General features: G+C 70.0%; 24 protein-coding genes. 14 read left to right on the top strand and 10 right to left on the bottom strand.

Translation table 11 applies throughout. The features are described from left to right. Positions 1-1,001: 1,001 nt before the first annotated feature. Positions 1,002-2,012, bottom strand: coding sequence for an SEC-C domain-containing protein (locus tag ACIQI8_RS16245; protein WP_402349958.1), 1,011 nt, complete (start codon positions 2,010-2,012; stop codon positions 1,002-1,004). Between the two features lie 109 nt (positions 2,013-2,121). On the opposite strand from ACIQI8_RS16245, the gene ACIQI8_RS16240 reads away from it, so the two are divergent. Beyond that, on the top strand, positions 2,122-2,430 hold the full coding sequence (locus ACIQI8_RS16240) for a DUF1905 domain-containing protein (protein ID WP_402349955.1): 309 nt from the start codon (positions 2,122-2,124) through the stop codon (positions 2,428-2,430). Positions 2,431-2,440: 10 nt separating this feature from the next. Here ACIQI8_RS16240 and ACIQI8_RS16235 read toward each other — a convergent pair whose 3' ends face one another. Then, positions 2,441-3,913: a beta-1,6-galactanase gene (locus ACIQI8_RS16235; RefSeq protein ID WP_402349952.1), complete on the bottom strand. Its 1,473-nt coding sequence runs from the start codon at positions 3,911-3,913 to the stop codon at positions 2,441-2,443. Positions 3,914-4,112: 199 nt separating this feature from the next. Here ACIQI8_RS16235 and ACIQI8_RS16230 point away from each other — a divergent pair, with 199 nt between their 5' ends. After that, positions 4,113-4,904: a class E sortase gene (locus tag ACIQI8_RS16230; RefSeq protein WP_402349949.1), complete on the top strand. Its 792-nt coding sequence runs from the start codon at positions 4,113-4,115 to the stop codon at positions 4,902-4,904. A 29-nt stretch (positions 4,905-4,933) separates the two neighbouring features. Here ACIQI8_RS16230 and ACIQI8_RS16225 read toward each other — a convergent pair whose 3' ends face one another. Further along, entirely contained in the window at positions 4,934-6,340 is a 1,407-nt protein-coding gene (locus tag ACIQI8_RS16225; RefSeq protein ID WP_402349946.1) for an MFS transporter, read from the bottom strand. A gap of 69 nt (positions 6,341-6,409) precedes the next feature. Here ACIQI8_RS16225 and ACIQI8_RS16220 point away from each other — a divergent pair, with 69 nt between their 5' ends. Together ACIQI8_RS16220 and ACIQI8_RS16215 are read left to right on the top strand one after the other, a co-directional pair. Further along, a complete protein-coding gene (locus tag ACIQI8_RS16220) occupies positions 6,410-6,946 on the top strand; it encodes a winged helix-turn-helix transcriptional regulator (RefSeq protein ID WP_402349943.1) in 537 nt (178 codons plus the stop codon). 177 nt (positions 6,947-7,123) lie between these two features. After that, complete coding sequence (locus ACIQI8_RS16215; protein WP_402349940.1) at positions 7,124-7,981, top strand: fumarylacetoacetate hydrolase family protein; 858 nt, start codon at positions 7,124-7,126, stop codon at positions 7,979-7,981. Between the two features lie 25 nt (positions 7,982-8,006). Here ACIQI8_RS16215 and ACIQI8_RS16210 read toward each other — a convergent pair whose 3' ends face one another. The 3 genes from ACIQI8_RS16210 to ACIQI8_RS16200 all read right to left on the bottom strand — a co-directional run bounded on the left by ACIQI8_RS16210 (position 8,007) and on the right by ACIQI8_RS16200 (position 10,570). Further along, positions 8,007-8,873, bottom strand: a complete 867-nt coding sequence (locus ACIQI8_RS16210; RefSeq protein ID WP_402349937.1) for an LLM class F420-dependent oxidoreductase — start codon at positions 8,871-8,873, stop codon at positions 8,007-8,009. 117 nt (positions 8,874-8,990) lie between these two features. Further along, the gene (locus tag ACIQI8_RS16205) at positions 8,991-9,494 is read right to left on the bottom strand and encodes a heme-degrading domain-containing protein (protein WP_402349934.1); all 504 of its coding nucleotides are present in this window, start codon (positions 9,492-9,494) and stop codon (positions 8,991-8,993) included. Beyond that, positions 9,491-10,570 carry a Gfo/Idh/MocA family oxidoreductase gene (locus tag ACIQI8_RS16200; RefSeq protein WP_402349931.1) on the bottom strand — a complete coding sequence of 360 codons (1,080 nt, stop codon included), beginning with the start codon at positions 10,568-10,570 and terminating at the stop codon, positions 9,491-9,493. The genes ACIQI8_RS16205 and ACIQI8_RS16200 overlap by 4 nt, the downstream gene beginning before the upstream one ends. Positions 10,571-10,736: 166 nt before the next feature. On the opposite strand from ACIQI8_RS16200, the gene ACIQI8_RS16195 reads away from it, so the two are divergent. The 9 genes from ACIQI8_RS16195 (at position 10,737) to ACIQI8_RS16155 (ending at position 18,022) form a co-directional block, all read left to right on the top strand. Continuing rightward, positions 10,737-11,876 (top strand): ROK family protein, encoded by a 1,140-nt coding sequence (locus ACIQI8_RS16195; RefSeq protein ID WP_402350498.1) that lies wholly within the window; start codon positions 10,737-10,739, stop codon positions 11,874-11,876. 299 nt (positions 11,877-12,175) lie between these two features. After that, on the top strand, positions 12,176-12,937 hold the full coding sequence (locus ACIQI8_RS16190) for a hypothetical protein (RefSeq protein ID WP_402349928.1): 762 nt from the start codon (positions 12,176-12,178) through the stop codon (positions 12,935-12,937). 65 nt (positions 12,938-13,002) lie between these two features. After that, positions 13,003-13,758: a GntR family transcriptional regulator gene (locus ACIQI8_RS16185; protein ID WP_402349925.1), complete on the top strand. Its 756-nt coding sequence runs from the start codon at positions 13,003-13,005 to the stop codon at positions 13,756-13,758. 132 nt (positions 13,759-13,890) lie between these two features. After that, entirely contained in the window at positions 13,891-15,015 is a 1,125-nt protein-coding gene (locus ACIQI8_RS16180) for a TIGR03364 family FAD-dependent oxidoreductase (protein ID WP_402349922.1), read from the top strand. 8 nt (positions 15,016-15,023) lie between these two features. Then, positions 15,024-15,755, top strand: a complete 732-nt coding sequence (locus ACIQI8_RS16175; protein ID WP_402349919.1) for a phosphonatase-like hydrolase — start codon at positions 15,024-15,026, stop codon at positions 15,753-15,755. Next, positions 15,752-15,877 (top strand): hypothetical protein, encoded by a 126-nt coding sequence (locus ACIQI8_RS16170; protein WP_402349916.1) that lies wholly within the window; start codon positions 15,752-15,754, stop codon positions 15,875-15,877. The genes ACIQI8_RS16175 and ACIQI8_RS16170 overlap by 4 nt, the downstream gene beginning before the upstream one ends. A gap of 74 nt (positions 15,878-15,951) precedes the next feature. Further along, complete coding sequence (locus ACIQI8_RS16165) at positions 15,952-16,731, top strand: HAD-IIA family hydrolase (protein ID WP_402349913.1); 780 nt, start codon at positions 15,952-15,954, stop codon at positions 16,729-16,731. A gap of 92 nt (positions 16,732-16,823) precedes the next feature. Next, entirely contained in the window at positions 16,824-17,354 is a 531-nt protein-coding gene (locus ACIQI8_RS16160; RefSeq protein WP_402349910.1) for a hypothetical protein, read from the top strand. Between the two features lie 2 nt (positions 17,355-17,356). Then, a complete protein-coding gene (locus tag ACIQI8_RS16155) occupies positions 17,357-18,022 on the top strand; it encodes a class F sortase (RefSeq protein WP_402349907.1) in 666 nt (221 codons plus the stop codon). A 323-nt stretch (positions 18,023-18,345) separates the two neighbouring features. Here ACIQI8_RS16155 and ACIQI8_RS16150 read toward each other — a convergent pair whose 3' ends face one another. Further along, positions 18,346-19,110, bottom strand: coding sequence for a GAF and ANTAR domain-containing protein (locus ACIQI8_RS16150; RefSeq protein WP_402349904.1), 765 nt, complete (start codon positions 19,108-19,110; stop codon positions 18,346-18,348). A gap of 159 nt (positions 19,111-19,269) precedes the next feature. On the opposite strand from ACIQI8_RS16150, the gene ACIQI8_RS16145 reads away from it, so the two are divergent. Then, positions 19,270-20,286, top strand: a complete 1,017-nt coding sequence (locus tag ACIQI8_RS16145) for a glycoside hydrolase family 6 protein (protein WP_402349901.1) — start codon at positions 19,270-19,272, stop codon at positions 20,284-20,286. Positions 20,287-20,319: 33 nt separating this feature from the next. On the opposite strand, the gene ACIQI8_RS16140 is transcribed toward ACIQI8_RS16145, so the two are convergent. The 3 genes from ACIQI8_RS16140 to ACIQI8_RS16130 form a co-directional block, all read right to left on the bottom strand. Continuing rightward, a complete protein-coding gene (locus tag ACIQI8_RS16140; RefSeq protein WP_402349898.1) occupies positions 20,320-22,257 on the bottom strand; it encodes a galactose oxidase-like domain-containing protein in 1,938 nt (645 codons plus the stop codon). Further along, complete coding sequence (locus ACIQI8_RS16135; RefSeq protein WP_402349895.1) at positions 22,254-24,233, bottom strand: glycosyltransferase family 2 protein; 1,980 nt, start codon at positions 24,231-24,233, stop codon at positions 22,254-22,256. Before ACIQI8_RS16135 ends, ACIQI8_RS16140 begins: the two co-directional genes overlap by 4 nt. 318 nt (positions 24,234-24,551) lie before the next feature. Next, a complete protein-coding gene (locus ACIQI8_RS16130) occupies positions 24,552-25,289 on the bottom strand; it encodes a FadR/GntR family transcriptional regulator (protein WP_402349892.1) in 738 nt (245 codons plus the stop codon). Positions 25,290-25,469: the final 180 nt, after the last annotated feature.

Raw genomic sequence — 25,469 nt, 5'->3', positions numbered from 1 at the left:
GCTCAGGTCGAGTGCTTCGTCCATCGATAGGTAGGAACCAGAGTGAGGCGCTGCGATTTTTGAATGCGAACCTTTCGGCGATTTCTTCGAAGTCGTTCGGTGAGCCTACGTGGTTCATCCCTGCGGCTACTATTGATGCGGCCTCTGTATTAGATGTTCCAAACAGATCAACTATAGCGGCCGCCATCGGTGTTTCGACGATTCATAGCACAGTGTCACCTAGCGCTGGAGTGCAGGGAAACGCTTCTCCTCCGCAGGAAGTGCAATCTGTTCGCAATTATATCGCGCATCGAGGAAAGAGTGCAGCTGCAAGAATGTCTCCTTTGATGTCAACTCACAAGGCGTCGAATGTCCTTCAGCTGCTAGATGCGCCTGTTGCGGGAGGAATCAGACTATTTGAATCCTGGGTATTTGATCTGCTCGATATGGCAGACTTTGCCACTCAGTGAATCGTGGGTCGTGGAGAAATACTTAGATGGGGTGAATTATGCCTTCGTGGCTCACAGCTGACCTTGTTTCAATGCATCTATAAATACGTTCCATGAGCGTTCCGCTATTTTTACGGTGGTCCACAAGTCTATCGAGAATGGGCTTCCTGTGACGGTCAAGGTTTGCTTGGTTCGCTCTCTATCAATGTTTGGCCCGTGTGTCTCGAAGAGCAGATTGCTCCCCATTCGTCGCGACGGTAAGTACATATCCGTGATCAAGCCGTCTCTTCATCCCGAACATCGACCAACCAGAGCAGCCCGCTCACCATCGCTGCCGAGCTAACCCCCTGGCTCAACACGGCAGCTGCGGTCAGCAGCTCCTTATCGCTCATTACCGCGCTGAAGTCGAAACGCACGTCCTGGTGGGAGCTGGTGCCCCCGGCACCGTTCAGCACTGTCCGGGTGGAGGACTTCACCGGCAATCTGAGAGCCACTCGGGTTCCACATCCCGAGGAATCGGAGTGCCAACTGCCGGGCGGCAGGTGTGCGTTGCTCCGACACTTCGATTGGCCCTCACACCCCGTGACACTCCCCATACCCCCGCCCCGACCCACACCAACAAACACCCCCCCGCTGCGGCGGCCAAGCCACAGCCCGCCCCCGCGCAGCCAACGTCGTCGCATACTGCGGCAGCAGATCCGGGTCCGCCGGCGACGACCCCTCCGACGCCGCGAAGGCCTCGTACGACGGGACCGTGCCCGTCACGATTCCGAGGTTCGGGGTGCCCGACGCTGCCAGTTCCCTCAGTGACGCCTCTATCGTCGCCAAGTGCGCCTCGTGGGACGGGTATTCGGCGGACAGCGTCGGGTAGTCCGAGATCAGTTCCGCCAGTTCCGTTGTCGGCCAGTGCAGGACCGCCACCGGGAACGGGCGGGAGAGGGCCTCGCGGTACGTGCCCAGTTCCGCGCGGAGGCGGGAGATCTCGGCCTCCAGTTCCGCGGGGTTGTCCGAGCCCAGGGACCAGACGCGCTTGGGGTCGTGGAGTTCGTCCAGGGAGACGGGGGAGGAGTGCAGGGTGTCGGCCAACATGTCCCACTCGTCGTGGGCCACGCCCAGCATCCGGCGGACGCGGTGGCGGCCGAAGAGGAGGGGGTGGGTGGAGTACGGGGGTTCCGCCACGTCCGCGAGGAGCAGGCGGGCGCCCTCCGAGAACGTCTCCTGGGCCGCCTCCAGCTCGTCGTGCGACTCCAGGGCCTCGGCCACGATCACCCAGGCGGCCGGGTCGCGCGGGGACGCCCCGCGGACGCCGTCGATGATCGCGCGGGCCTCGGCCTCATGGCCGTACTCCCACAGGTTCGAGGCCTTGAGGGCCCGTACCAGGTGGGGGTTGTCCAGGGAGACGGAGGAGGACAGCAGGCGGTCGTAGAGCGCGGTCGCGGCGGGGCGGTCGCCGGACAGTTCCAGGTGGGCCGCGGCCTGCAGGAGCAGGGCCTCGGCGTCCTCGGGATACCGGCCGGCGGTCCGCTCCAGGCGTGCCGCTTCGGCGGTGTGGTCGACGTTCTCGGCAGGCGTGTCGGGGCGCATGGGGGACACCGTACTGCCGACGGGTGACAAAGGAGAGATATCCGCAGGCCAGCACCGATGGAGAAGGGGAGGCGAGAGGGCCCGGGGGCCGGCGGGGGAGACTGGCGCCATGCGTCTTGTCTTCTCCGGGCAGGTGATCGAGTGGCGTGGGCCCGCGCCGTACTACTTCGTCCCCGTGCCGGACCAGGAGTCCGAGGACATTCGGGAGGTGGCCGCCATGGCCACCTACGGGTGGGGGGTGATTCCGGTGGAGGCGCGGATCGGGGAGGTCGTCTTCGGTACGTCCCTCCTTCCGAAGGACGGCGGGTATCTGCTGCCGTTGAAGAACGCGGTGCGCACGCCGCAGGGGATCGCCGCCGGGGACGACGTGACCGTGGAGATGACCGTCCGGCTGGACGGCCCTCCCCACGGTCGCTGAGCACCGGCGATCAGAGCGTCACCCCGTCGATCTGCAACGTCTGCACCGCCTTCGCCGCGAACGGCACCGCCACCGTCTTCCCGCTCACATACGTGTCCGAGTACGCCTTGTACTGGTCCCCGCCCGTGGTCACCGTGTTCCAGCGCGGCACCAAGCCGCCCGAACCACCGGTCACCGAAGTGAAGTTGGCGAGGTTGAAGGTGAGGGTCTGGGCGGTGGTGGCGGTGTTCAGGGCGACGATCACCAGGCGCTTGGCCGTGGAGTCGTAGGCGGCCGTCGCGTAGCTCACACCCGTGTCGAGGATCCGCATACCGGGGCGCAGATGGCGGCTGAACTGGGCCATGACGTAGTACTTCGTCGTCACCGCGCCCGCCGCCAGCGTGTTCGCGTCGTACGCGATCATCGCCCAGTTCGAGGACGGGTCCATGACCTGCCAGTACACCCAGGCGGTGGGGTGGAGCCAGCGGAAGTCGTAGAGGAGGTTGAAGGCCATGGTGTAGCCGGTGCCGTCGTTGTCGCCGGTCTCCGAGTTCCACAGCGCCTTGCCGGCCGTCGTCACGACGTCCGTGTAGAGCAAGTCCCTACGGCCGCCCGAGCCTTGGTAGCCGTGGACGTTGACCCGGTTCACATACCCCTTCGTCGTGGAGCTGAAGGAGTTCCAGGTGGTGCGGGCGAGGTCGTAACTCGTCTCGTCGGACGCCGAGATCTTCGTGGCGGTGAGGCCGCGGGCGTTCAACTCGCTTCGCAGGTACGGCAGTACGGCGGACTGGACCGTCGCGTCCATGTGGCAGCCCTCCTGCGTGCCGGTCGCCGTCCACCAGGACGACGAGGGCTCGTTGAAGGCGTCGACCGTCGCGAAGTTCACGCCCCAGTTGTTCTTGGCGTAGAGGGCGACCGCGGCGAGGTGGGAGGCGTGCTGGCGGTAGTTCCAGGTCTGGAGGTTGTTGCCGCCGCCGGCCGCGCCGGACGGGTTGTGGTTGGAACACATCCACCACATGGGGGAGTTGGCGAACAGCTCGCTGGTCGCACCGCGCGCGGTCGCCTTCACCAGCATCGCGCGCTGGGCCGCGTCCGCCGTCCAGTCCCAGGCCGAGGAGGTGGGGTCCTCGTTGTTCCAGTCCTGCCAGAAACCCTCGATCTGCTTGAACGCGGGGATGTTCGGGGAAGCGACCATCGACTCGCCGTTCACCGAGTTCCAGCTGCACGCGCCCAGGTTGTAACGGGCGATGTTCAGGCCCAGGCCGGGGAGCGAAGTGCCGTTGTACGTCGTCGACTTGGTGGTGAAGAAGATGTCGGCGAAGTCGTCCCGCGCGCCGAAGACATTGGCCCACCAGGCCAGGGAGGTGCCCCAGCCCTCCCAAGTCCCGTACGAGGTCCCGGGGTTGACTGCGACGGTCGCGTCCGCGTGGGCGGTACCGGTCGCGAGGGCGCTGCCCAGGATGCCGCCGCCGGCTGCGGCCAGCAGGGTTCTGCGTCGGATCATTGCGGCTTCTCCGGTTCGCTCGACGGGCTGTCCCGTTCATGCCACGTCGAAGCATCGGGTGTGCCGTGCGGGGTTGTCGAGAGTTGCGACAGCCCTTTCTAAAACCTATGTACGAAGTGTCGAACGGCCCTTGTGTCTGGTGGCTTGGTCGGGCGGCGCCTATCGTGCGGGCGGCCCCGTCGAGGAGGTGTGCGTCCGGATGCGCGTTCCCGTGGTGCAGCACAGCAGCCGGCGGCGGAGTACGCGGCTCCGACGGGTGTGGTGGGGCGGGGGCGAAGTCCTCGTCACCGTAGGGCTGGTGCTGCTCCTTCTCGTCGTGCACCAACTGTGGTGGACGAACCGGGAGGCCAGGCGCGGGGCCGAACGCAAGGTGGAGGCGCTGGAACGGGAGTGGGGAGACGGGGGCGGCTCGGGGGCCGGGGACGGCTCCGGCGATACGTCCGCCTCGTCCATGTCGCCGAGCGGCCGGGCCGGTGCCGGCGGCGCCGACGGTCCTGATCCCCGTACCGCCGACACCGCCCGGTCCACGCCCGGTTGGTCCCAGGCCTACGCCGTCCTCACCATCCCCCGCCTCGGCCTCCGCGTCCCCGTGGCCGAGGGCGTCAGCAAGCGGGACGTCCTCAACAAGGGTTACGTCGGCCACTACCCCGGCACCCAACAACCGGGCCAGGCAGGCAACTTCGCCGTCGCCGGGCACCGCAACACCCACGGCGAGCCCTTCCGGTACATCAACCGGCTGCGGGCCAAGGACGTGGTGAAGGTGGAGACGGCCGGGGCGACGTACACGTACGTCGTGGACAAGACGCTGCGGCAGACCTCGGCGCGGGACTCCGGAGTCGTACGAGCCGTCCCGCGCTCCGTCGTGAAGACCGGGTACGGGTACTCCGAGCCCGGCTACTACATCACCCTCACCACCTGCACGCCGGAGTACACGTCCCGGTACCGGCTGGTGGTGTGGGGGAAGTTGGTGTCGATGCGGCCGAGGTCTTAGTACGCGTCGGCGGGCGGCAGTTGACTTCCTTACGCGCGTTCCCGCAGGACCAGCACTGCTCCCGCCGCCCCCACCGACAGCACCGCCGACACCACCATCGCCACGTTCGCGCCGTGTCCCAGTCCCCCGCCCGAGGACGTGACGAGCGCGATGGTCAGTGCGACTCCGGCGCAGGAGCCGATGTAGCGAAGGGTCTGTTGCGCGCCCGAGCCCATCGCCGCGCGGGCCGCCGGGACCGACTCGACCGCCAGCAGGGGGAGCGCCGCGTTGAGGAGGCCGCTGCCGATGCCGCTGAGGAGGAGGCCGGGGATGAGGCGTTGCCAGGTGCCGGAGTCGATCGCGCCGAGCATGGCCAGGACGCCGGCCGCGTGGAGGGCGAAGCCCAGGGCCAGTTGGGGGCGCGGGGGGACGCGGCCCGCCAGGCGCTTGGCCTGGAGGGCGACGGCGAAGGACAGGCCGGACCAGAGCAGGAACAGCCATGCGGTGTCCATCGGCGAGAGGTGCAGCGCCTGTTGGAAGACGGTCGGCAGGAAGCTGAACAGGCCGATCACCGCCAGGCCCGTGAAGAACCCGCCCGCGGAGGACGACAGGAAGCGGCGGTGACGCAGGAGGGACAGGTCGATCATGGGGGTGGCCGTTCGGGTTTCCAGCCAGGCGAAGAGGGCCAGTAGCGCCACCGCCGCGAGGAGGGGCAGGCCCACCTGTATCCGTAGCCAGCCGTCCCTGCCAAGCGTCAGCGCCGCGACCAGTGCCACCAGGGCCAGGCCGAAGGTCAGGGCGCCCAGGATGTCCGGGCGGCCGCCTCGCGGTGACCGGGACTCCGCGAGCGGGCGGGTCGCGAGGGCCGCCACCAGGAGGGTCGCCGCGCCGAGGACGACGTACGAGAGCCGCCAGTTGCCTATGGCGCCCGAGACCACCGGGCCCACCGCGATGCCGCCGCTCACGAACGCTCCCCACACGCCCGTCGCGTACAGGCGGCCCTGCGCGGTGGGGAAGGCGTGCACCAGCAGGCCCAGGCTGCTCGCCAGGATGGCCGCGCTCGCCCCGCCCTGCGCGATGCGGGCCAGCGTGAACAGCCAGGTGGAGGAGGCCAGCGCGCCCAGCGCCGTCGTGATGCCCAGCGTCAGCGTGCCGGCCAGGAAGATCCGGCGGCGGCCGTAGTCGTCGGCGAGGCTGCCGGCGACCAGGAGGAGGGCGGCCAGGCCGAGCGGGGTGCCGTTGATGAGCCAGGCCTGCGCGGAGACGGCGGTGTGCAGGTCGGCCGCCGTGTCCGGGAGCGTGATCATCGGCGCGGTGTACGTCATCAGGGTCATGGCCGTCGCCGCGCTGGTCAGCGCGAGGGTGGCCCGGGGATGCGGAGGCGCCTCGGCGGGGGCCGGCGTCGGGACGGTCGGCGCACCCGCCCCCGCGAGGGTTCGCTCATTGAACCTAGTCATGTCGAGCACCGTAGCATCGTCGGTTCATTCACCGAACCAAGACGTCGGAAAGTCGCTACAGTGGACGCCATGGCACTGGGCAAGGACTACGCGACCCAGGAGTGCTCCATCGCCCGAGCCCTTGAGGTCATCGGCGAGCGCTGGACACTCCTCGTGATCCGCGACGCCCTCTACGGCGTCCGGCGCTACAACGACTTCCTCACCCACCTCGGCATTCCGCGCGCGGTCCTCGCCGCCCGCCTCCAGATGCTGACGGCGGAGGGGCTCCTGGAGAAGCGGCGCTACCAGCAGTCGCCGCCGCGCGACGAGTACGTCATCACCGACCGCGGCATCGCCCTGTGGCCGACCGTCCGCTCCCTGGGCCGCTGGGGCCGCGAGCACTTCAGCGAGACCCAACTGCGCCGCTTCGAGCACGCCGACTGCGGCACCGAACTCGGACCGTACGGCGAATGCCCCGCCTGCGGAGGCGTCGTACCGGTTGCGGACGTCGTCATGGTGCCGGGCGCCGACCTCGACCCGAACCCGACGGATCCGGTCGGCCGCGCCCTCCTCAAGCCGAAGAGACTGCTGGAGCCGATCGAGACGGATCCCGTGCCCACCCGGTAGACCGGCGGACCGTCAGCCGGGTGGGTCGTCGGTCGGAGAAGGCCATCGGCCGGGGGTGGTCGCGGTCCAGTACGTGAACCGGGTATTGCATACCGCACCCTGAGCTTGGAGGATCGACCAGTCCTCCGATGGCTGCACCCATCGGTCGACCGCACGCGATCGAGGGAGATGGTGACGATGAAGCTGCTGCGAGTCGGTACGGCGGGAGCGGAGAAGCCCGCGCTGCTCGACGCCGAGGGGGTCCTGCGGGATCTCTCGGGGGTCGTGGCCGACCTTGACGGGGCGGTGCTCGCCGACGGCGCGGCGCTCGGCCGGATTCGGGCCGCCGCCGAGGGGGGCGAGCTGCCCGCGCTGGACGCGGCGGGGCTGCGGGTCGGGCCGCCGCTCGCGCGGATCGGCAAGGTCGTGTGCATCGGGCTGAACTACCACGACCACGCCCGCGAGACCGGGGCCCAGCCGCCCGCCGAGCCCGTGATCTTCTTCAAGGCGGCGGACACGGTGATCGGGCCCAACGACACCGTGCTCGTGCCGCGCGGCTCGGTGAAGACCGACTGGGAGGTCGAACTGGCGGTCGTCATCGGGCGTACGGCCCGGTATCTGGACTCCGCCGAGGACGGGCTCGCGCATGTCGCCGGGTACGCGGTGGCGCATGACGTGTCCGAGCGGGAGTTCCAGATCGAGCGGGGCGGGACCTGGGACAAAGGGAAGAACTGCGAGACGTTCAACCCGCTCGGGCCGTGGCTCGTGACGGCGGACGAGGTGCCCGACCCGCAGGACCTGTCCCTGAAGCTGTGGGTCAACGGGGAGCTGAAGCAGGACGGGACCACGGCCGAGCAGATCTTTCCGGTGGGCGAAGTCGTGCGGTACGTCAGTCAGTTCATGACGCTGTATCCCGGGGATGTCATCAACACGGGGACGCCGGCAGGGGTGGCTCTTGGGCAGCCCGAGCCCAAGCCGTATCTGCGGGCGGGGGATGTGGTGGAGCTGGAGATCGCCGGTCTGGGCAGGCAGAGGCAGGAGTTCAAAGATGCCTGACGACGGTCCGCGGAGGGCGGGTTCCTCAGGTCAATAGGGCCGCCAGCCTGCGCCACGCCTCCCTCGGGAGAGTCTGGCGCGCGTTGCCGTCCACCACCTGGAGTGCCACGTGGTCGGCGCCTGCGTCGAGGTAGGCGTCGACGCGGGCCCGGATCGTGTCGTCGTCGCCCCATGCGAACACCGCGTCCACCAAGCGGTCGCTGCCGCCGTCCGTGAAGTCGGCCTCCGTGAAACCGTGGCGGAGGAAGTTGTTCGTGTAGTTGGGGAGCCCGAGGTAGGGGGCCAGGCTGCCGCGGGCGAGGGTACGGGCCCGGGCCGGGTCCGACTCCAGGACGACCTTCAACTCCGGCGCCAGCAGCGGAGATTGCCCCAGGATCTCGCGGGCGTGGGCCGTGTGCTCGGTCGTGACGAGGTACGGGACCGAGCCGGCCGCGCGATCGCGGGTCAGTTCGAGGGACTTGGGGCCGAGGGCGGCGATGAGACGGCGGTCGGCGGGGACGCCGGCCGCGTCCAGGGTGTCGAGGTAGGCGTTCAGCGCGGCCAGCGGGCGGCGGTAGCGGTCCGAGAGACGGGCGTGGCTGACGCCGAGGCCCAGGACGAAGCGTCCGGGGTGGGCCGCCTCCACGTCCGTGAACTCCGCGGCTGCCGACGCCGCTTCGGCCTGCCAGATGCTCTGGATGCTGGTACCGACGGTGATCTTCGAGGTGGCCTCGATCAGCGGCCGGGCGTTACGGGCGGTGCTGTTGCTGCCGAGCCAGACGGCGCCGTAGCCCAGCTGCTCCAACTCGGAGACGGCCTCGGCGAGTTCGGCCCGTCGGCCGGGCTCCTCAGCGCGCAGGCCGATGCTCCAGATGCCGTAGCGGCCGACGCGGTCCTTCAACAAGTCGGTCATGGTCGCGGTCCCTCCGGTCGGTGTGCTCTACGGCGGTCCCAACCGGAGGGGGACCCTCGATAATCCCCGGACCTAACGAAGTGTCAGCCCGAGAGAGGTACCGGCCCGAACCGGGCGTCAGCGCTTGAGGTACTCCTCCAGCGCCTCCACCACCATCCGGTGGTCCTCCAGCTGGGGCAGTCCGCTCACCGTCACCGAGCCGACGACACCCACGCCGTCGACGGTGATCGGGAAGGAGCCGCCGTGGGCCGCGTACTCGTCCGGGTCCAGACGGGAGGAGTCCTCGAACGTCGTGCCCTTGGCACGGAACCGCGCGCCGACCAGGTAGGAGGCGCTGCCATAGCGCTCGACGACCCGGCGCTTGCGGGCGATCCAGGCGTCGTTGTCCGGCGTCGAGCCCGGCAGCGCCGCGTGGAAGAGCTGCTGACCACCGCGGTGGATGTCGATCGCGACCGGCGCCTGCCGCTCCCTGGCCAGGTCGACCAGGAGCGAGCCGAGCGCCCACGCGTCCTCGAAGGTGAACCGGCTGAAGACCAAGTGGCGCTCCTGCGCCTCCAGTTCCTCCAGCGGCGGGGTGAGCTCCGGCTGGAACTTCGGCGTGATCCCGGTGTTGTGCGTCACAGCGTCACCGCCACTCCGTCGCGGGCCGAACGCCGAGCCGCCTCCAGTACGTCGAGGGCGGCCGCCGCCTCCGACGCCGTCACCGGATTGGCGCCGCCGTCGGTAAGGGCCCTGGCCACGGCCGCATAGTACGCGGAGTAGTCGCCGGGAAGGGTCGGTACGGGGGTGCCGCCGCCGGTCAGCGGGGACTCGCCGGAACCGAGCCGGCCCCACAGCTCCTCGGGCTCGGTGCCCCAGTCGGCGGTGGTGTCGGGGCGCCCGCCCTCGCGCAGGGCTGCCTCCTGCGGGTCGAGGCCGTACTTCACGTAACCGGCCTTCGAGCCCAGGACCCGGAAGCGCGGGCCGAGTTGGGCGGTGGTCGCGGAGGCGTAGAGGTGGGAGCGGACGCCGTTCGCATGGGTCAGAGCGATGAACGTGTCGTCGTCGGTCTGCGCGCCGTCGCGCCGGATGTCCGACTCGGCGTAGACCCGCGTGACCGGGCCGAAGAGGACGAGTGCCTGGTCGACGACGTGACTGCCGAGGTCGTAGAGCAGACCTCCGATCTCTGCCGGGTCGCCGGACTCGCGCCAGCCGCCCTTCAGCTGCGGGCGCCAGCGCTCGAACCGCGACTCGAAGCGCCAGGGGTCGCCCAACTCGCCCTCGGCGAGCAGCGCCTGGAGGGTGCGGAAGTCGTTGTCCCAGCGGCGGTTCTGGAACACGGAGAGCAGCAGGCCGCGCGCCTCGGCCCGGGCCGCCAGCTCGCGTGCCTCGGCGGCCGTGCCGGCGACCGGCTTGTCGACGACGACCGGGAGGCCGGCGTCGAGGGCGGCGGTCGCGAGCGGGACGTGCGTCTTGTTCGGCGACGCGATCACGACCAGGTCCAGCTCCGCGGCGCGGGCGAACAGCTCGTCGGGCGTGGCCGCGATGCCGACGTCCGGGAACTCGTCGCGGGCCTGCTTCTGCCGCTCCGGGTTCGAGGTGACCACCGTGTCGAGCGTGAGGCCCTCGGTGGCGGCGATCAGCGGGGCGTGGAAGACGGAGCCCGCGAGACCGTAGCCGATCAGGCCCACGCGGAGAGGAGTAGCGGTAGCAGTCATGCCCTCCACTTTCGCAACGCTGTTGCCAAAGTGCAAGCGCGGGGGAGAATGGGGTGTGGACGCGGCGAGGAGCGGTGCGGGTGACGCGGGCGGTGGCGGTGGCGGTGTGGTGAGTGGAGGTGCGGTGAGTGGAGGTGCGGACGTGGTCGGCGCGGCGGGCGGTGGTCTGCGCGCGGGTGGAGAAGCTCGGCGCGGGGGTGAGGTCGGGCATGGGGGCGAGGTCAGGCGTACGGGTGAGGTCAGGCGCGGGGGCGTGAATCTGTTCGCCCTGCGCAGTCACAATGCCGCGCTCGTACTGGACCTGCTGCGCACGGCCGGCGCCGACGGCATCAGCCGGCTCGAACTCGCCGAGCGCACCGGGCTGACCCCGCAGGCCGTCAGCAAGATCACGGCCCGTCTGCGGGACGACGGTCTGGTGGCCGACGCGGGCCGCCGAGCCTCCACCGGCGGCAAGCCGGCGACCGTACTGCGCCTGGTGCCGGAAGCGGGCCACGCGGTCGGACTGCACCTGGACCGCGACGAACTCCGGGCGGTGCTGGTCGACCTGACCGGGGCCGTGGTGGGGGAGCGGCGCGCCTCGCTGGATCTGGGGGCGGGGACCGAGGCGGTGCTGGGTGCCGTGGCGAGGGAGGCGGAGGCACTGGTCGGGGGTGGTGGGTCCGTACTGGGCGTGGGGGCGGCCCTCCCCGGCCCCCTCGACCACACCAGCGGAATCCTGCACCGCGTCACAGGCTTCCCGGAGTGGGACGGGTTCCCCCTGCGGGACGCGCTCGCGCGGCGGCTCGGGATGCCGGTGGCTGTCGACAAGGACACGAACGCCGCCGCGCTCGGACTCGCCGTCGGCGGGGAGCGCGGGTCCTTCGCCTACCTGCATCTCGGTACGGGGCTCGGGGCCGGGCTCGTCATCGGCGGTGCCGTGCATCGGGGCGCCCGCACCGGCGCGGGGGAGTTCGGGCATCAGGTCGTCCAGCTGGACGGGCCGCTGTGCGGCTGCGGCAACCGTGGCTGCGTCGAGGCGCTGTGCCTGGCCGCGGTGGCGCGCGGCGACCTCGCGGAGGCGGCTCGCGTCCTCGGCACCGGCGCCGGCAACCTCGTCGCCCTGCTCGACATCGACCTCGTCCTGCTCGGCGGCCGCACCGTCACCACCGCGCCGGAACCTTTCGTACGAGGCGTACGCGTCGTCCTCGACGAACGCGCCCGGCGCGTGGGCGAGCCCCCGGTCCCGGTACGCACCGCCTCCGGCGAGGTGGCGGAGGGCGCGGCGCAGCTCGTACTGGCACGACTCTTCGGGCGAGCCGACGCGTGATGCCTCCGGCGGTTCGGCAGGCGGGGTGCGCTGTGCGCCGGGGTGGCCTGGCAGGAGGGTTCGCTGGTGCGTGGCGCTTTCGGCGGTTCGGTGGGTGGGTTGTGCTGTCCGGCACCCGCGCCGCGGGACCGACCCCCAGCATCCGCTGACCGAGCGATTCCCCGTACCCACCCACGCAGCGATTCCCCGCACCCGCCGACCGAACAACCCCTCCGGCATCCGCCGAACGAACGGATTTCTCCCGCCCCTCGGAGCGCCGCCGCCTCCCGCCCGCTCCCACCCGGCAGGGTCACCTGTCCATGCGACTGTGCACGCCTGTCTCCCTCTGCCTTGCAGCAGCCGCCGGTCTCCTCTCCCTCTCCGCGGCACCACCGGCCGCGGCGGCGCCCACGTGTGCCGAAGCCGCCCGCTTCCCCCTCACCACCCGCATCCAGAACGGCCCCGCCACCTACGAAGCCGGGGGCGGCTACGGCGTCTGGGAACTGCGGCTCACCAACACCACCACCCGGACGTGCACGAACGTCCACCCGGTCGTCGTGCTCGTCGACGGGGCACGGGCGCTGAAGCCGGCGCAGGCCAGGCTGGAGTTCTACGAGGGTGAGCGGCCGCATCTCGTGCGGTTCGAGGTGAGCGACGAGGACGAGCTGGTCGGTGCCTTCGACGACGGGTTCGCGGGATTCACCGTCGGCCCCCGCGGCACCGTCACCGTCAAGGTCAGGCTCGCGTTCACCTCGGACGCGGCGCCCGACGGCGTCACCGTGAACGCGGCCGTCGTCCAGCGGCACGACGAGGACGGCGACTGGGTCGGGCAGTCGAACGACTACCGGTTCGAGGTCGAGTCCGACCCCGCCGCCTCCGACCCCACGGACTCCGCGTCCGACCCGGCCTCGCCCTCCGCCCCCGACTCCCGCCGCGACGAAGGCCTCCCCCTCACACGGGAAGCCGAGGAACTCGCCCGCACCGGCCTCGGCACCCCCCACCGAACCCTCGCGACCGCCGCCGCCCTCCTCACCGCGGTCGGCACCCTGCTGCTGACCCGGAGGGTATGGCGGCGCCGCTGAAGCCGGCGGCAAGCCGACAGACACCGCCCGCGCACCCCGCAGGCTCTGTCTGCGACGATCCTCGCGTGGACTACCCGAACGACCAGGACCCCGGCGCACCCGTCCGCTCCGGCATTCCGGAGCACGGCCGGATTCCGAAGTACTACGCGGTGAAGGCGCGGATCGACCGGCTCGTCGGTGAGCTGGGGGAGGGCGGCACCATCCCCACCGAGCGCGATCTGTCCGAGCAGTACGGCGTCGCCCGCGAGACCGTCCGGCAGGCACTGCGCGAACTCGTGCTGGAGGGGAAGCTGCGCAGGCAGGGACGCGGCACGGTCGTCGCCGGGCCCAAGCTCGCCCAGCCGCTCTCCCTCGCCAGTTACACGGAAGGCGTACGGCGACAGGGCCGCACCCCCGGCCGCAGCCTGGTCACCCTCGACCGCTTCCCCTGCCCGGCCGCCCTCGCCGCCGAGACCGGCCTGGAGCGCGGCGAACCCGTCTGGCACCTGGAGCGCGTGCTGCTCGCCGACGACGAACGGGTCGGCCTGGAGAGCACCTACGTCGCCGTCGCCCGACTCCCGCACCTGGACACCGAGTTCGAGCCCGACTCCTCCTTCTACGCCTACCTCCACGAACACGGCATCGGCTTCGGCGACGCCGACGAACGCATCGAGACCGTGCTGGCCACCCCGCGCGAGGCTCTTCTCGTCGGCACCCCGCCGGCCCTTCCGATGCTGCTGATCCACCGGGTCTCACGGGACACCGAGGGCCGCCCGCTGGAGCGGGTGCGGTCGCTGTACCGGGGGGACCGGTTCTCCTTCACCACCCATCTGCGCGGCTGACCACGATTCGCGTCCCCATCTCGCGAAGTGTCACAAATGAATAACGGGTCTAGCCCAATCGTGATGGTTCGTTCAGGCTCTCGTTGTCAGCCGGACTCTTCCGGCTCCCCGTGCGCGAGGAGCGTGACCGACGTGAGAGTGACAGTCGTAGGAGCAGGCGTGGTGGGCACCATGCACGCCTGGCAGGCGGTGGAACGTGGCCACGAGGTGGTGCAGATCGAGCGCGAGGCCGAGGCCCGCGGCGCCTCGCTGCGCAACTTCGGGCAGATCTGGGTGAGCGGGCGCGCCGGTGGGGAGGAGCTCGAAACCGCCCTGCGGGCACGGGAGTTGTGGGAGGGGATCGGCGAGCGCGTGCCCGGCCTCGGGTTCCGGGCCAACGGGTCACTGACCCCGCTGCGCGGTGCGTACGAACTCGCCGTCGCCGAAGCCGCCGTGGCCCGCGCCGACTCGGCCGCCCGCGGACACAAGCTGCTCACGCCCGGCGAGGCCCGCGCCCTCAACCCCGCCCTGCGCGGTGCCTTCGACGCGGCCCTGTACTGCGAGCGGGACGCCGCCGTCGAACCCCGTACCGCCCAACTCGCCCTGCGCGCCGAGCTGTCGAAGTCCCCGCACTACACCTTCCTGCCCGGCCGCGAGGTCCGCGAGGTGGTCGGCCCCGGAGCCGTCCGCGACGACCACGGCGACGTGCACACCGCCGACGTCGTGGTGCTGTGCACCGGCGCCTGGCTCGGCGGCCTGGTGCGGGAGCTCGCCGGACCCGAACTGCCCGTGCGGCGCGTGCGGTTGCAGATGATGCAGACCGAGCCACTGGGCGAACCGCTCACCACCTCGGTCGCCGACGCCGACAGCTTCCGTTACTACCCGGCCTACGCCTCCCCGGCCCTGGGCGAGCTCAACTCCCGGCAGCCGCAGGCCCCGACCGCCGCCGAGCACCGTATGCAACTGCTGATGGTCCAGCGCGCCGACGGCGGTCTCACCATCGGCGACACCCACGAGTACGAGCACCCTTTCGCCTTCGACACCCTCGAAGACCCCTACGACCACCTCACCGAGGTCGTCGAATCCCTCCTCGGCCGCCCGCTCCCCAAGGTCCGGCGCCGCTGGGCCGGGGTGTACGCGCAGTGCACCGAACCGGGCCGGGTCGTGCACCGGCAGCAGGTGCGTGACGGGGTGTGGCTGGTGACCGGGCCCGGCGGGCGCGGCATGACCTGCTCGCCGGCCATCGCCGAAACGACCGCGAACGAACTGGGCTGGTGACACCCGACATGACCGCCAACATCGACAACACTGACAACACTGACAACACCGATGACAGCCGTGCGCACGACAGCCGTACGCACGACATCCGTCTCGTCGTCCTCGACATGGCCGGCACCACCGTCGCCGACGGCGGCCTCGTCGAGCAGGCCTTCACGGCGGCGGCCCACCACCTGGACGCCGACCCCGACGAGATGATCGGCTACGTGCGCGCCACCATGGGCGAGTCCAAGATCTCCGTCTTCCGGCACCTGTTCGGCGAGGAGGGAAAGGCCCAGGAGGCAAACAAGGCTTTCGAGGCGGCGTACGCCGAACTCGTCGACGGCGGCCGGGTCGCCGCCCTGCCCGGCGCCCGCGCGACCATCGACACGCTCAAGTCCCGTGGTCTCACGGTGGTGTTGACGACCGGCTTCGCGCGCACCACGCAGGACGCGATCCTGGCCGCGCTCGGCTGGCAGGACCTCGTGCCCCTCACGCTGTGCCCCGCCGACGCAGGGGGCCGGGGGCGGCCGTACCCGGACATGGTCCTCGCCGCGTTCCTGCGGACGGCGGCCGCGGACGACGTACGGCAGATCGCCGTCGTCGGCGACACCTCGTACGACATGCTCAGCGGCGTCCGTGCGGGCGCGGGCCTGGTCGCCGGTGTGCTGACCGGCGCGCATGACGCGGACGCACTGCGGGCGGCTGGGGCGACCCAAGTGCTCGACGGTGTGGGGCAGTTGCCCGGAGTCCTCGCGTGACCAGCGGCATCCGCTTCGACTCCGGCACGGTCGCGTACGGCTCGCCTCGGGGCCGGCGCCGTCGCGCCGACCAAGCTGATGGACGGCGTCGGCCCGGAGTGGTCGCGCACGGCAAGGCCTAGGCTGGGGGCGTCGGCACAGCGCGGTTTTGGCGCCACCGGCTCACGCTCGTACGCAACGCCAGGAGACAACGCACATGGCAGACCGCAGGCCCATCGAGTCCTGGCTCACCGACATGGACGGTGTGCTCATCCACGAGGGCGTGCCGATCCCCGGCGCCGACTCCTTCCTGAAGAAGCTGCGCGAGTCCGGCAAGCCCTTCCTGGTGCTCACCAACAACTCGATCTACACCCCGCGTGACCTGCACGCCCGGCTGCGCCGCATGGGCCTGGACGTGCCGGTCGAGTCCATCTGGACCTCGGCCCTGGCCACCGCCCAGTTCCTGGACGACCAGCGGCCGGGCGGCTCGGCGTACGTGATCGGCGAGGCGGGTCTGACCACCGCCCTGCACGACATCGGGTACATCCTCACCGACCACGAGCCGGACTACGTCGTCCTGGGCGAGACCCGCACGTACTCCTTCGAGGCGATGACCAAGGCGGTACGGCTGATCGACGCGGGCGCCCGTTTCATCTGCACCAACCCGGACGAGACCGGTCCCTCCGCCGAGGGCGCGCTGCCGGCGACCGGCGCGGTGGCCGCGCTGATCACCAAGGCGACCGGCAAGCAGCCGTACTTCGCCGGCAAGCCCAACCCGCTGATGATGCGCACCGGGCTCAACGCGATCGGCGCCCACTCAGAGACCAGCGCGATGATCGGCGACCGCATGGACACCGACGTGCTGGCGGGTATGGAGGCCGGGATGCAGACCTTCCTCGTGCTCACGGGCCTGACCCGGCCGGAGCAGATCGGGGACTTCCCGTACCGGCCGTCCAAGGTCGTCGACTCGATCGCGGACCTCGTCGACCGGATCTGAAACCCGGGCACACCCGTACGGAGCAACAGGGCCCCCCTGAGGATGCGGGCGCCGGTTCCGAGGAGGAGTCTCCAGGTATCTGGAGGTTCACGATGGGTTCAGCAAAGGTCACTCTCGGTGCGGCCGCGGTACTCGTGGCCGTCCTCACCCCGACGGCGTACGCGCAGGACGGCGGTGGCGGGATCGCGATCCGCCCGGCCTCCCCGGCTCCGGGCGCTGACGTCGCCGTACGCGTGGACGGCTGTGGGCAGAAGACGGCGACGGCGGTCTCCGCGGCCTTCGTCGCGGACGCGAAGCTGACCGGCGCCGACGGCACACTCGTCGGGGAGACCCGCGTCCGTTCCGCACTGAGCGCCGGCAGCTACGACGTGCAGGTCACCTGCGGCGACACCGAGCGCAAGGGCAGGTTCACCGTCGGCGGCGCCACGGCGGAGCCCACCGCGCCCGCGTCCCCCGTCGCCCCCGTCCACGCGGGCGGTGGCGGCAGCGCGCACCTCGCCGCCGTGGACGCGCGGTCCGCCGGGCCCGGTACGGCGCAGGCGGTGACCGGTCTCGTGCTGGCCGGGATCGCCGTCGCGGCCGTGGCGCTGCTCGGCGCCCGCCGGAGCCGCGGAACGGGCTGACCATGTCCGACCACGAGCGTTCCAGCGGCTCGGGGCGGCTGCTGATGGGCGTCGCCTGGGCGCTGCTGCTCCTCGGGCTGTGGCTGTGGGGACGGCAGGTCACCGACATACGCCAGGGGATATCCGCGCCGACCACCGGCGACATGGCCGCCGTCGGACGGCCGCCGGAGGTCGAACTGCCGCCCCCGGCAAGGCCGTTGGGCGACGCCCTACCGCAGCGCGTGGACATCCCCGACCTCGGTGTGCAGGCACCGGTCGTGGCCCGGGGCCTCGACCGGCAGGGCGCGATCGATCCACCGCCCTTCGAGCAGGCGGGCGTCGTCGGCTGGTACGCGGCCGGGGCGGCGCCGGGCGCCAAGGGGGCCGCACTGCTGGTGGGCCACGTCGACACCGAGACCCGGCCGGCCGTCTTCTACAAGCTCAGCGCCCTCAAGCCAGGCGAGACGATCCGGGTGATCCGCGCCGACGGCAAGGTCGCCGAGTTCACCGTCGACGACGTGACCGTGCTGAACCGGACCGGCTTCGACGCCCAACAGGCCTACGGGCAAAGGGAGTCGGGCCGTGCCGAGCTGCGGCTGATCACCTGCGGCGGCACCTTCGACCGCACCAGCCGCAGCTACACGGCCAACGTGATCGTGTCGGCGTACCTGACGGGGACCGGTCTCTGAGCGGGCGGACAGGCTCGGAAGGGCAACAAGGCTCGGAAGGACACCAAGGCTCGGTCGGTGCACGTCGGATCTCCGATGGCACCTGGCCCGGTCGACGACCCGCTCCCCCCGAAAAAGCCGTCGACCGGGCCGGTCCTCGACCGCGTGCGCACGGGCTGCGGGAGTAACCCGGCGACCGCCGCGGGAGGCTTGTACCGACCGGGGGCCGGGGTCGTCTGAGAAGACTTTAGAACGGATGAGCGCCCGGGCCTAGAGGCGGTTCGACGCCAAGTCCCCGACCGGTGGCTCTCGGTCATCCACGCAGGTGGTGGGAGCTTCTACAACTACCCCGGCCCGGACGGACCCTGAGCCTTCGCGCGCAGCTCCGTGTCGTCCGCCGTTCCGTCGACGACCGCGCCCGCGACCTGGTCCAGGGGCAGCCGCCGGCCCCGCGCGTACCGCCGCAGCGCCGTGAACGCCTCCGCGGTGCCGGTGTTCCAGCGCTCGGCGAGTATGCCCTTGGCCTGTTCGATCCGGACCCGGCTGGACAGCGCCTCCTGCAACTGCGTCGACAGCGTGCGGTACCGGGTGTACCCGCGGTGGCTGACCAGCCCGACGGCCGCCGCGTCGGCGAGCGCCTGGGCGACCGACAGCTCCGGCTCCCAGCCACCGGTGCCGCCCTCCGCCGCGAACACGTTGAGCGCGCCGAGCGCGGTCCCGCGCCGGCGCAGCGGTACCGCGAACGTGGTCGTGATGCCGTGGTCGAGCGCGGCGCCGGTGAAGGCCGGCCAGCGGGCGTCCTCGTGCGCGGCCCGCACGGAGACCGGCGTGACCGGACGCCCCGAGCCGTGGCTTTCCAGGCAGGGCCCGCCCTCGCGCTGGGCCCGCAGCAGATCGAGCGCGACCTCCCGCGCCCCGCCGCCGCCCGCCAGCGCCACCGTCCGCTCCCCTTCGACGAGCATGATCCCGGCCGCCCGCGCCGCCAGCAGCTCCACGCAGCGGTCGGCCACCCGCCCCAGATGGGCCGTCGCCTCGAAGTCCTCGGTGAGCGTGTCCGCGGCCTCCACGAGCGCCGCCGCAAGCCGGAGCTCCCGGGTGGTGTCGTGCATCACCGCGCACTCCCCTTCCCTGACCGTCCGCCCCTGCCGCACGCCTACCCCACCATGGGTGCTGTAACAGCTCCCCGACAAGGCCCGGGCGACCTCGTGGCCGGAGCGCGGCGTATGTCAGGATTGACACTTGGAACGGTGCACCCAAGGGGGAGTTGGATGTACGGCAGCAGGGGGGCCGGAGTGAGGGCTTCCGCGACAGTGCTGGGGGCGGCACTGATCATCGCGGGGTGTTCCTCCTCATCGGACGGCGGCGGGCAGGACGACGCCGGCGCCACCATCACTCAACAGCCCAAGGAGAGCGACCCGTTCTGGGTCAACCCCGACGGCAACGCGGCCCAACAGGTGGCCGCCTACGCGAAGTCCGGAAAGAACGAGGACGCCGAGCAGATCCGCAAGATCGCCGAGCAGCCGACCGGCGAGTGGATCGGCCCGGAGAACCCGAAGGACGAGGCACAGGGCTTCACGGAGGCCGCCGACAAGGCCGGCCGCACCGCGCTCCTGGTCCTCTACAACATCCCGCACCGCGACTGCGGCCAGTACTCACAGGGCGGCGCCGCCGACGGCGACGCGTACCGGGAGTGGATCGACGGGGTGGCCGCGGGCATCGGCGACCGCCCGGCCACGATCGTCCTGGAGCCGGACGCCGTCCTGCACCTGGTCGACGGCTGCACCCCGGACGAGTTCCACGAGGAGCGCTACGACCTCCTCAAGGGCGCGATCACCAAGCTCAAGTCCCTGAAGTCCACGAAGGTGTACCTGGACGCGGGCAACGCGGGCTGGGGCCATCCCGACGAGATCTTCGAGTCGCTCAAGCTGGCGGGCGTCGAGGAGGCGGACGGCTTCGCGGTCAACGTCTCCAACTTCTACTCCACCAAGGACTCCGTCACCTACGGCAAGCAGCTCTCCGGCAAGGTCGGCAACAAGCCCTTCGTCATCGACACCAGCCGCAACGGCAACGGCCCCTACACGGGCGGCGACGAGGACGAACGCTGGTGCAACCCACCGGGACGCGCCCTGGGCGAGACCCCGACGACAAAGACGTCGGACGACCTGGTGGACGCGTACCTGTGGGTCAAGCGCCCCGGGGAGTCGGACGGCGAGTGCAAGGGCGGCCCGAAGGCGGGCGAGTGGTGGGCGAGTTATGCACTCGCCCTCGCCAAGGGCAGTAAGTAGTCGTGGTCCGGTAGTTGAACAACTACCGGACGGCTACGGAACCTTGACCCACTGCGCCTCACTCGGCGTCCCCTGGTCGTCGTCCACGAACACCATGTACCAGCCCGACTGAACAAGGTTCTTGTTCTTCGGCACGGTCACCTTGATCTTGTTCCCGGACGTCGTGAAGTCCAGCGCGATCGACCGCTGGTCCACATCCGTCACATGGGTCGACGCGCTGGGCCGGATCAACCGCACCTTCTTGACCGCCGAGGCCTGCGGGGACGTGAACGTCCCCGAAGCGCCCCGGGCGATCGTCTGCGGACCGCCCGACAGCGACGGCCGGGAGTCCCGGTACAGATACGGCGGCGTGTAGATCTCGATCCGCTGCTCGAACTTGCCCGGCTTGGTGTCGGCCTTGTCGGCGTACAGCGAGTCCGACCCGAAGAACATCACGCGCCCGTCGGGCAGCAGCAGCGACCCTGAGTGGTAGTTGCGCCCCACCAGCGGGTCGGCGACCTGGTCGAACGTGTTGGTGTCCGGGTGGTAGAGCCGCGCCTGGAGGATGTTGGAGTCGCCACGCCCGCGGTAGTCCTGCGAGCCGCCCGACACCAGCACGCTGTCGTCGGGGAGGATCGAGGCCTGCGGATACCGCGTGCCCTTCTCCAGCGTCGGCCCGTCGGTGAACGTCGGGTTCTTGTCCTTGAGGTCGATCAGCCGCGTCTTGTTGCTGGACTCCTTGGACTCGCCGACCCCGCCGCCGCCGATCACCATGAACTTCTCGTCCTGTGCCGGCGGCAGCAGCACGGTGCCGGACGTCTCCATCTCCTTGCTGTCGCTGAGCCCTTGGAGCTTGGTGAACTTGTTGGTGTCGACGTCCCAGACGCCCGGCTCACGGCCCACGTTGTCCGGCCCGTACCCCGCGTTGGACCCCGAGTAGAAGACCTTGCCGTTCTGCATCAGGAAGAGCGCCGGGTAGGTCGGGAACTGCCGGACGGTCCTGAGATACGTCCACTTCTTGGTGGCCGGATCGAACACCTCGTTCTTGCCCGGCACCAACTGCCCGATGTCGTCGAGCCCGGAGACGCTGAGGATCCTGCCGTCCGACAGAGTCGTCAGCGTCGGATACCAGCGGGCCTCGTTCATCGGGTCGACCTTGATGTACTTCTCGGCCACCGGGTCGAACTCGTAGGCGTCCCTGATCCCCTGGAAGTCCTTCTTGTCCAGGGCGAGCTTCTGCGCGATGCCGTAGGTGTTGCGGGCGTCGGTGCCGGTCAGGCCCTGGATGCGGTAGTTGTCCTGGGTGCCGGTCTCGTACTTGGTGCCGCTCTGCTTCGCCTCGACGTAGATCCGGCCGAGCCCCGGGTCGTTGCGCAGGAACGCTCCCGTCTTCTTGTCGAAGACCTTCTTCGCGCGCGGCACGAGCACCGGGTCCTTCGACACGAAGGTCTTGCCGTTCTCCTTGCCGGTGAACTTGGTGCCCGCGGGCAGCGTGATCGGCGCGTCCGGGTTCTCGTTGTGCACCACCATCAGACCGCCGGCCTTGGTGACGTCACCCTTCAGCTTCTCGTACCGCTTGGTGCCGCCGGCGATCAGCAGATTGCCGTTGGACAGCTGCGTGTGCCCGGTGCAGAACAGGTCGGCCGGGGTGGGCACCTTCTTGATGGTGCCCTTGACCGGGTCCCAGATCCGGGAGTCGAACCTCTTCGCGTCGAAGTTGTCCTGGTTGTTGCCCGAGCCGGCCACCAGCAGCACCTTGCCGGTGCGCAGCAGCGCCGCGTGGATGGTGTTCTGGCGGTACTCCTTCGGGAAGTCGACGATCTGCCAGTGACCGTTGTCCGCCTTGTACTCGGGTCTGTTGATCTTGTACTGGTGGTATTTCTCGGTCCCGAAGCGGTACAGCCACGGCCCGTTCATCCCGGCCAGCGCGAGCACCACCACCGTGCCGATCGCGAGTCGACGGGCCCGGCGGTGGCCTGCACGGTCGTTCATTCCTTACGTCCCCCGAGTCCACCGAGCGCGATCTGCATGGTCTGGTCGTTGCCACTGCCCGAGGCGGCCCAGCTGGGCTTCTGCCCGGTGCCGTGCGGCGCGTGCTGCGCGGGCAACGGCTGTGACTGGTACGGCTCGGCCGGCGCCGGCTGCGCTTGCGGCGGTATCGGGGCGGGCGGCCGCTTCTTCGTCTGCCGCAGCTCGTAGCGCCACGCGATGATCGGCGAGGCGGTGATCAGCAGGGCGAAGGTGGCCCAGACGAGCATCGCCGGGTGACCGTGCCCGAGCGTGAGACCGGCGGCGATCGAGCCGCCGAAGACCAGGATGAAGAACAGGTGGATGCGGAAGGTCCCGAACAAGGTGTCCGGGCTGGCGGAGTCGCCCTTGGGCGTGACCACGAACTTGCTCTTGCGGCGCAGCACGGTGTCCAGCAGCGAGCGGGCGTAGATCGGCGCCGACAGCGCCGACATCACCATGCCCGCCACCCCGCCGGAGCCCTCCGGCTCGTGCGGGGAGACGTTGTGCCGCCGGTTCCACACGTACAGGCCGATCTGCAGCGCGGACGCGTTGCCGTACAGCATCAGCCAGACCGTCGGGTCGATGTTCACGCCCGAGGCGCCCAGGCCCAGGAACAGCGCACAACTCAGCGCCGCCAGGATCCAGTTGAGGGCGGACATCGGGTAGAAGATGATCATCATCGTGTAGTTGAAGAGCTTGCTCGGCGGAAGCGAGTACCAGCCCTTCCAGTACTGCTTGAGGATCGTCTCGTACGTGCCCCGCGACCAGCGCAGCTGCTGGGTGAAGAAGTCCGTCCAGGCGCCCGGCCCCTCGCCCACCGCGAGCACGTCCGGCGTGTAGACCGAGCGCCACTTCCGGCCGGTGACCGGGTTCTTGGCCCGGTGCATCTCGAAACCAGTGGCCATGTCCTCGGTGATCGAGTCGTACAGCCCGCCGATCTGCTTGAGGGCCCTGATGCGTACGGCGTTCGACGTGCCCACGAACATGGGTGAGCCGTACCGGTTGCCCGCCCTTTGGATGAGGGCGTGGAAGAGGAACTGCTGGGACTCGGCGGCCTTGGTGATGGGGTTGTCGTAGTTGCCGTACACCTGCGGGCCGATGACGAAGCCGACGTCCGGGTCGCGGAAGAAACCGAGCATCCGCTCCAGGTAGTTGGGCAGCGGTACGTGGTCGGTGTCGACGGAGGCGAAGAAGTCGTACGCGTCGCCGTGCGCGTCCAGCCAGGCGTTGTAGTTGCCGTGCTTGGTCTTGGCGCGGTGCGCGCCCTTGGCCTGGTTCCACTGCGCGACGCCCTTGCGGGAGAAGTGGTGCACACCGAGGCGGGCGCAGACCGCCTTCACCTCGGCGTCGTCGCCCTCGTCCAGGAGCCAGACGTGCAGCAGACCCCGGTGCCGCAGCCGGACGGCCGCTTCCAGGGTCTTGGTCACCATCTCCAGGGGTTCCTTGCCGGGCACGTACGTCGTGATGAACGCCACTCTCGTGCCGGTCTCGGGCACCACCGGGATGGGGTCGCGGGCGACCAGGGTGGCGTGCGCGTTCGACAGCACGTTCATGCAGCGGAAGAACTCGATCAGGCCGATCGAGACGAGCATCACTATGTCCAGGGCCGGCAGGAAGTCGAAGGCCGGGTAGTCGCGCTCGGTCCAGTGCTCCGGCTGCAGCAGCCAGGCCAGCAGGACCAGGGACAGCAGCGGCGCGGCGCCCAGCATCAGCGCGGCCCGCAGCCGGTGCGGCTCCTGCGACAGCAGCGAGCGGTACTGCACCTTGTACGGCTTGCTCGGGTCGGGCTGAGTGAGGGGACCGGCCAGCCGGCTGTAGTGCTCGTAGTCGTATCTCGGCAGTGTCTTCTTGATCCGGCGGAACTGGCCTGTCTGGCTGTTTCGGTGCGAATCCACTCTGAGCTGGGTGGTATCTGACGGGTCGAAGTTCTGCCGGGCGCCCGTCGGCGTCGACGTCATGAGTCATCCCCCCACACGCGGGTCACCCGCGTGTTGTGTCGGTTCCTTCCGTCCGCGACGAGTCCCCCTCGACTCACCGCGCACGTGTCAGTGGCAGGCCACAGTCACCACATTTTGCACACTCTCAGACATGGAACTGTGTCCTTCCGGTTGCATGATGCCCCCCTCGGCATCGCCTCGTGAACGGGGCCCCTCTCCCCGCAGACCCGGCAACCGGTTACTTCTACCCCCAACTGCCGCGTATCCGCAGCATCTTGAAAAAACAGGGTTCTACGCCGTTCGTCATGATCGCAAGACGCGAAACGTGGTGTTTACCGGTCATACGCGTTCATTGTGGCGCCTGTGGGGGTCTTGTGGATCGGTTGTGGACAGCCGGGGTTCGGTTGTGGACAACCGCGTGCGGATGTTCCCGAAGTGTTCCCTTATGGCCTCCTCCGCCCGTATCGCGCCGCCCGATCGCACCGCGTCGAGGATGTCCCGGTGCTGCCGGCAGGTCACCTTCGGGTCCTGCGGTGCGCCCCCGAGATCCGTGTGCACCCGGTGGAAGGCGTCCCAGAACGCCTCCAGGACCTCACCGAGCAACACGTTGTCCAACCCCCGGTAGAGAGTGGCGTGAAAGGCCCGGTCGGTCTCGGCGAGGCCGTCGCCTCCGGCGGCGGCCTGCTGATCCATACGTGCCACGAGCGCGTCCAGTTCAGCGAGGTCCCGCTCGGGCAGCCGGCCCGCGAGCCGCGAGATCAGCCCCGTCTCCACCGCCTCGCGCAGTTCGAGCAGCTGGAGCAGGGTGTCCTCGCCGCGGTAGTGCCCCGCGACCGTACGGAAGGCGAGCCCCTCGATCATCGGGGCCAGGGACATCGCGCCGACATAGGTGCCGTAACCGTGCCGGATCTCCACGATGCCCATCGCCTGCAGCGCCTTGAGCGCCTCACGCACCGAGTTCCGGCTCGCACCCAGATGCGCCATCAGTTCGGGCTCGGTCGGCAGCGGCGCCCCGGACGCGAGCCGCCCATCGAGGATGAGCTTCTTGATCCGCTCCTGGAGGTCGCGCGCTGCCATGGCGAGAGGGTATCCGGCCACACGAAGAAGGTCCCCCATGTGTATGGGGGACCTTCTTCTATACGTGCGCCGCCAGGGACTCGAACCCCGGACCCGCTGATGCTGCATCTCCCGGGGGATAACCCCCGGACCCCCAGCCCACCCAACGCCGAGCCGGCGAAAGCCCCTACCAACATCGAA

The sequence above is a fragment of the Streptomyces sp. NPDC092369 genome (genome assembly GCF_044755245.1).
In the GTDB taxonomy this organism is placed as follows: domain Bacteria; phylum Actinomycetota; class Actinomycetes; order Streptomycetales; family Streptomycetaceae; genus Streptomyces.
Note: the sequence above shows the minus strand (reverse complement) of the source record. Positions and strands in the feature narration are given on the sequence as shown.

What these genes read in the sequence shown, in the direction of transcription:
- ACIQI8_RS16230 (WP_402349949.1), top strand. Translation starts at nt 4,113, where the DNA reads ATGCGCGTTCCCGTGGTGCAGCACAGCAGCCGGCGGCGGAGTACGCGG.
- ACIQI8_RS16210 (WP_402349937.1), bottom strand. Translation starts at nt 8,873, where the DNA reads ATGACCGACTTGTTGAAGGACCGCGTCGGCCGCTACGGCATCTGGAGC.
- ACIQI8_RS16175 (WP_402349919.1), top strand. Translation starts at nt 15,024, where the DNA reads ATGACCGCCAACATCGACAACACTGACAACACTGACAACACCGATGAC.
- ACIQI8_RS16165 (WP_402349913.1), top strand. Translation starts at nt 15,952, where the DNA reads ATGGCAGACCGCAGGCCCATCGAGTCCTGGCTCACCGACATGGACGGT.
- ACIQI8_RS16135 (WP_402349895.1), bottom strand. Translation starts at nt 24,233, where the DNA reads ATGACGTCGACGCCGACGGGCGCCCGGCAGAACTTCGACCCGTCAGAT.
- ACIQI8_RS16245 (WP_402349958.1), bottom strand. Translation starts at nt 2,012, where the DNA reads ATGCGCCCCGACACGCCTGCCGAGAACGTCGACCACACCGCCGAAGCG.
- ACIQI8_RS16240 (WP_402349955.1), top strand. Translation starts at nt 2,122, where the DNA reads ATGCGTCTTGTCTTCTCCGGGCAGGTGATCGAGTGGCGTGGGCCCGCG.
- ACIQI8_RS16140 (WP_402349898.1), bottom strand. Translation starts at nt 22,257, where the DNA reads ATGAACGACCGTGCAGGCCACCGCCGGGCCCGTCGACTCGCGATCGGC.
- ACIQI8_RS16235 (WP_402349952.1), bottom strand. Translation starts at nt 3,913, where the DNA reads ATGATCCGACGCAGAACCCTGCTGGCCGCAGCCGGCGGCGGCATCCTG.
- ACIQI8_RS16190 (WP_402349928.1), top strand. Translation starts at nt 12,176, where the DNA reads ATGCGACTGTGCACGCCTGTCTCCCTCTGCCTTGCAGCAGCCGCCGGT.
- ACIQI8_RS16220 (WP_402349943.1), top strand. Translation starts at nt 6,410, where the DNA reads ATGGCACTGGGCAAGGACTACGCGACCCAGGAGTGCTCCATCGCCCGA.
- ACIQI8_RS16200 (WP_402349931.1), bottom strand. Translation starts at nt 10,570, where the DNA reads ATGACTGCTACCGCTACTCCTCTCCGCGTGGGCCTGATCGGCTACGGT.
- ACIQI8_RS16225 (WP_402349946.1), bottom strand. Translation starts at nt 6,340, where the DNA reads ATGACTAGGTTCAATGAGCGAACCCTCGCGGGGGCGGGTGCGCCGACC.
- ACIQI8_RS16150 (WP_402349904.1), bottom strand. Translation starts at nt 19,110, where the DNA reads ATGCACGACACCACCCGGGAGCTCCGGCTTGCGGCGGCGCTCGTGGAG.
- ACIQI8_RS16130 (WP_402349892.1), bottom strand. Translation starts at nt 25,289, where the DNA reads ATGGCAGCGCGCGACCTCCAGGAGCGGATCAAGAAGCTCATCCTCGAT.
- ACIQI8_RS16160 (WP_402349910.1), top strand. Translation starts at nt 16,824, where the DNA reads ATGGGTTCAGCAAAGGTCACTCTCGGTGCGGCCGCGGTACTCGTGGCC.
- ACIQI8_RS16215 (WP_402349940.1), top strand. Translation starts at nt 7,124, where the DNA reads ATGAAGCTGCTGCGAGTCGGTACGGCGGGAGCGGAGAAGCCCGCGCTG.
- ACIQI8_RS16145 (WP_402349901.1), top strand. Translation starts at nt 19,270, where the DNA reads ATGTACGGCAGCAGGGGGGCCGGAGTGAGGGCTTCCGCGACAGTGCTG.
- ACIQI8_RS16155 (WP_402349907.1), top strand. Translation starts at nt 17,357, where the DNA reads ATGTCCGACCACGAGCGTTCCAGCGGCTCGGGGCGGCTGCTGATGGGC.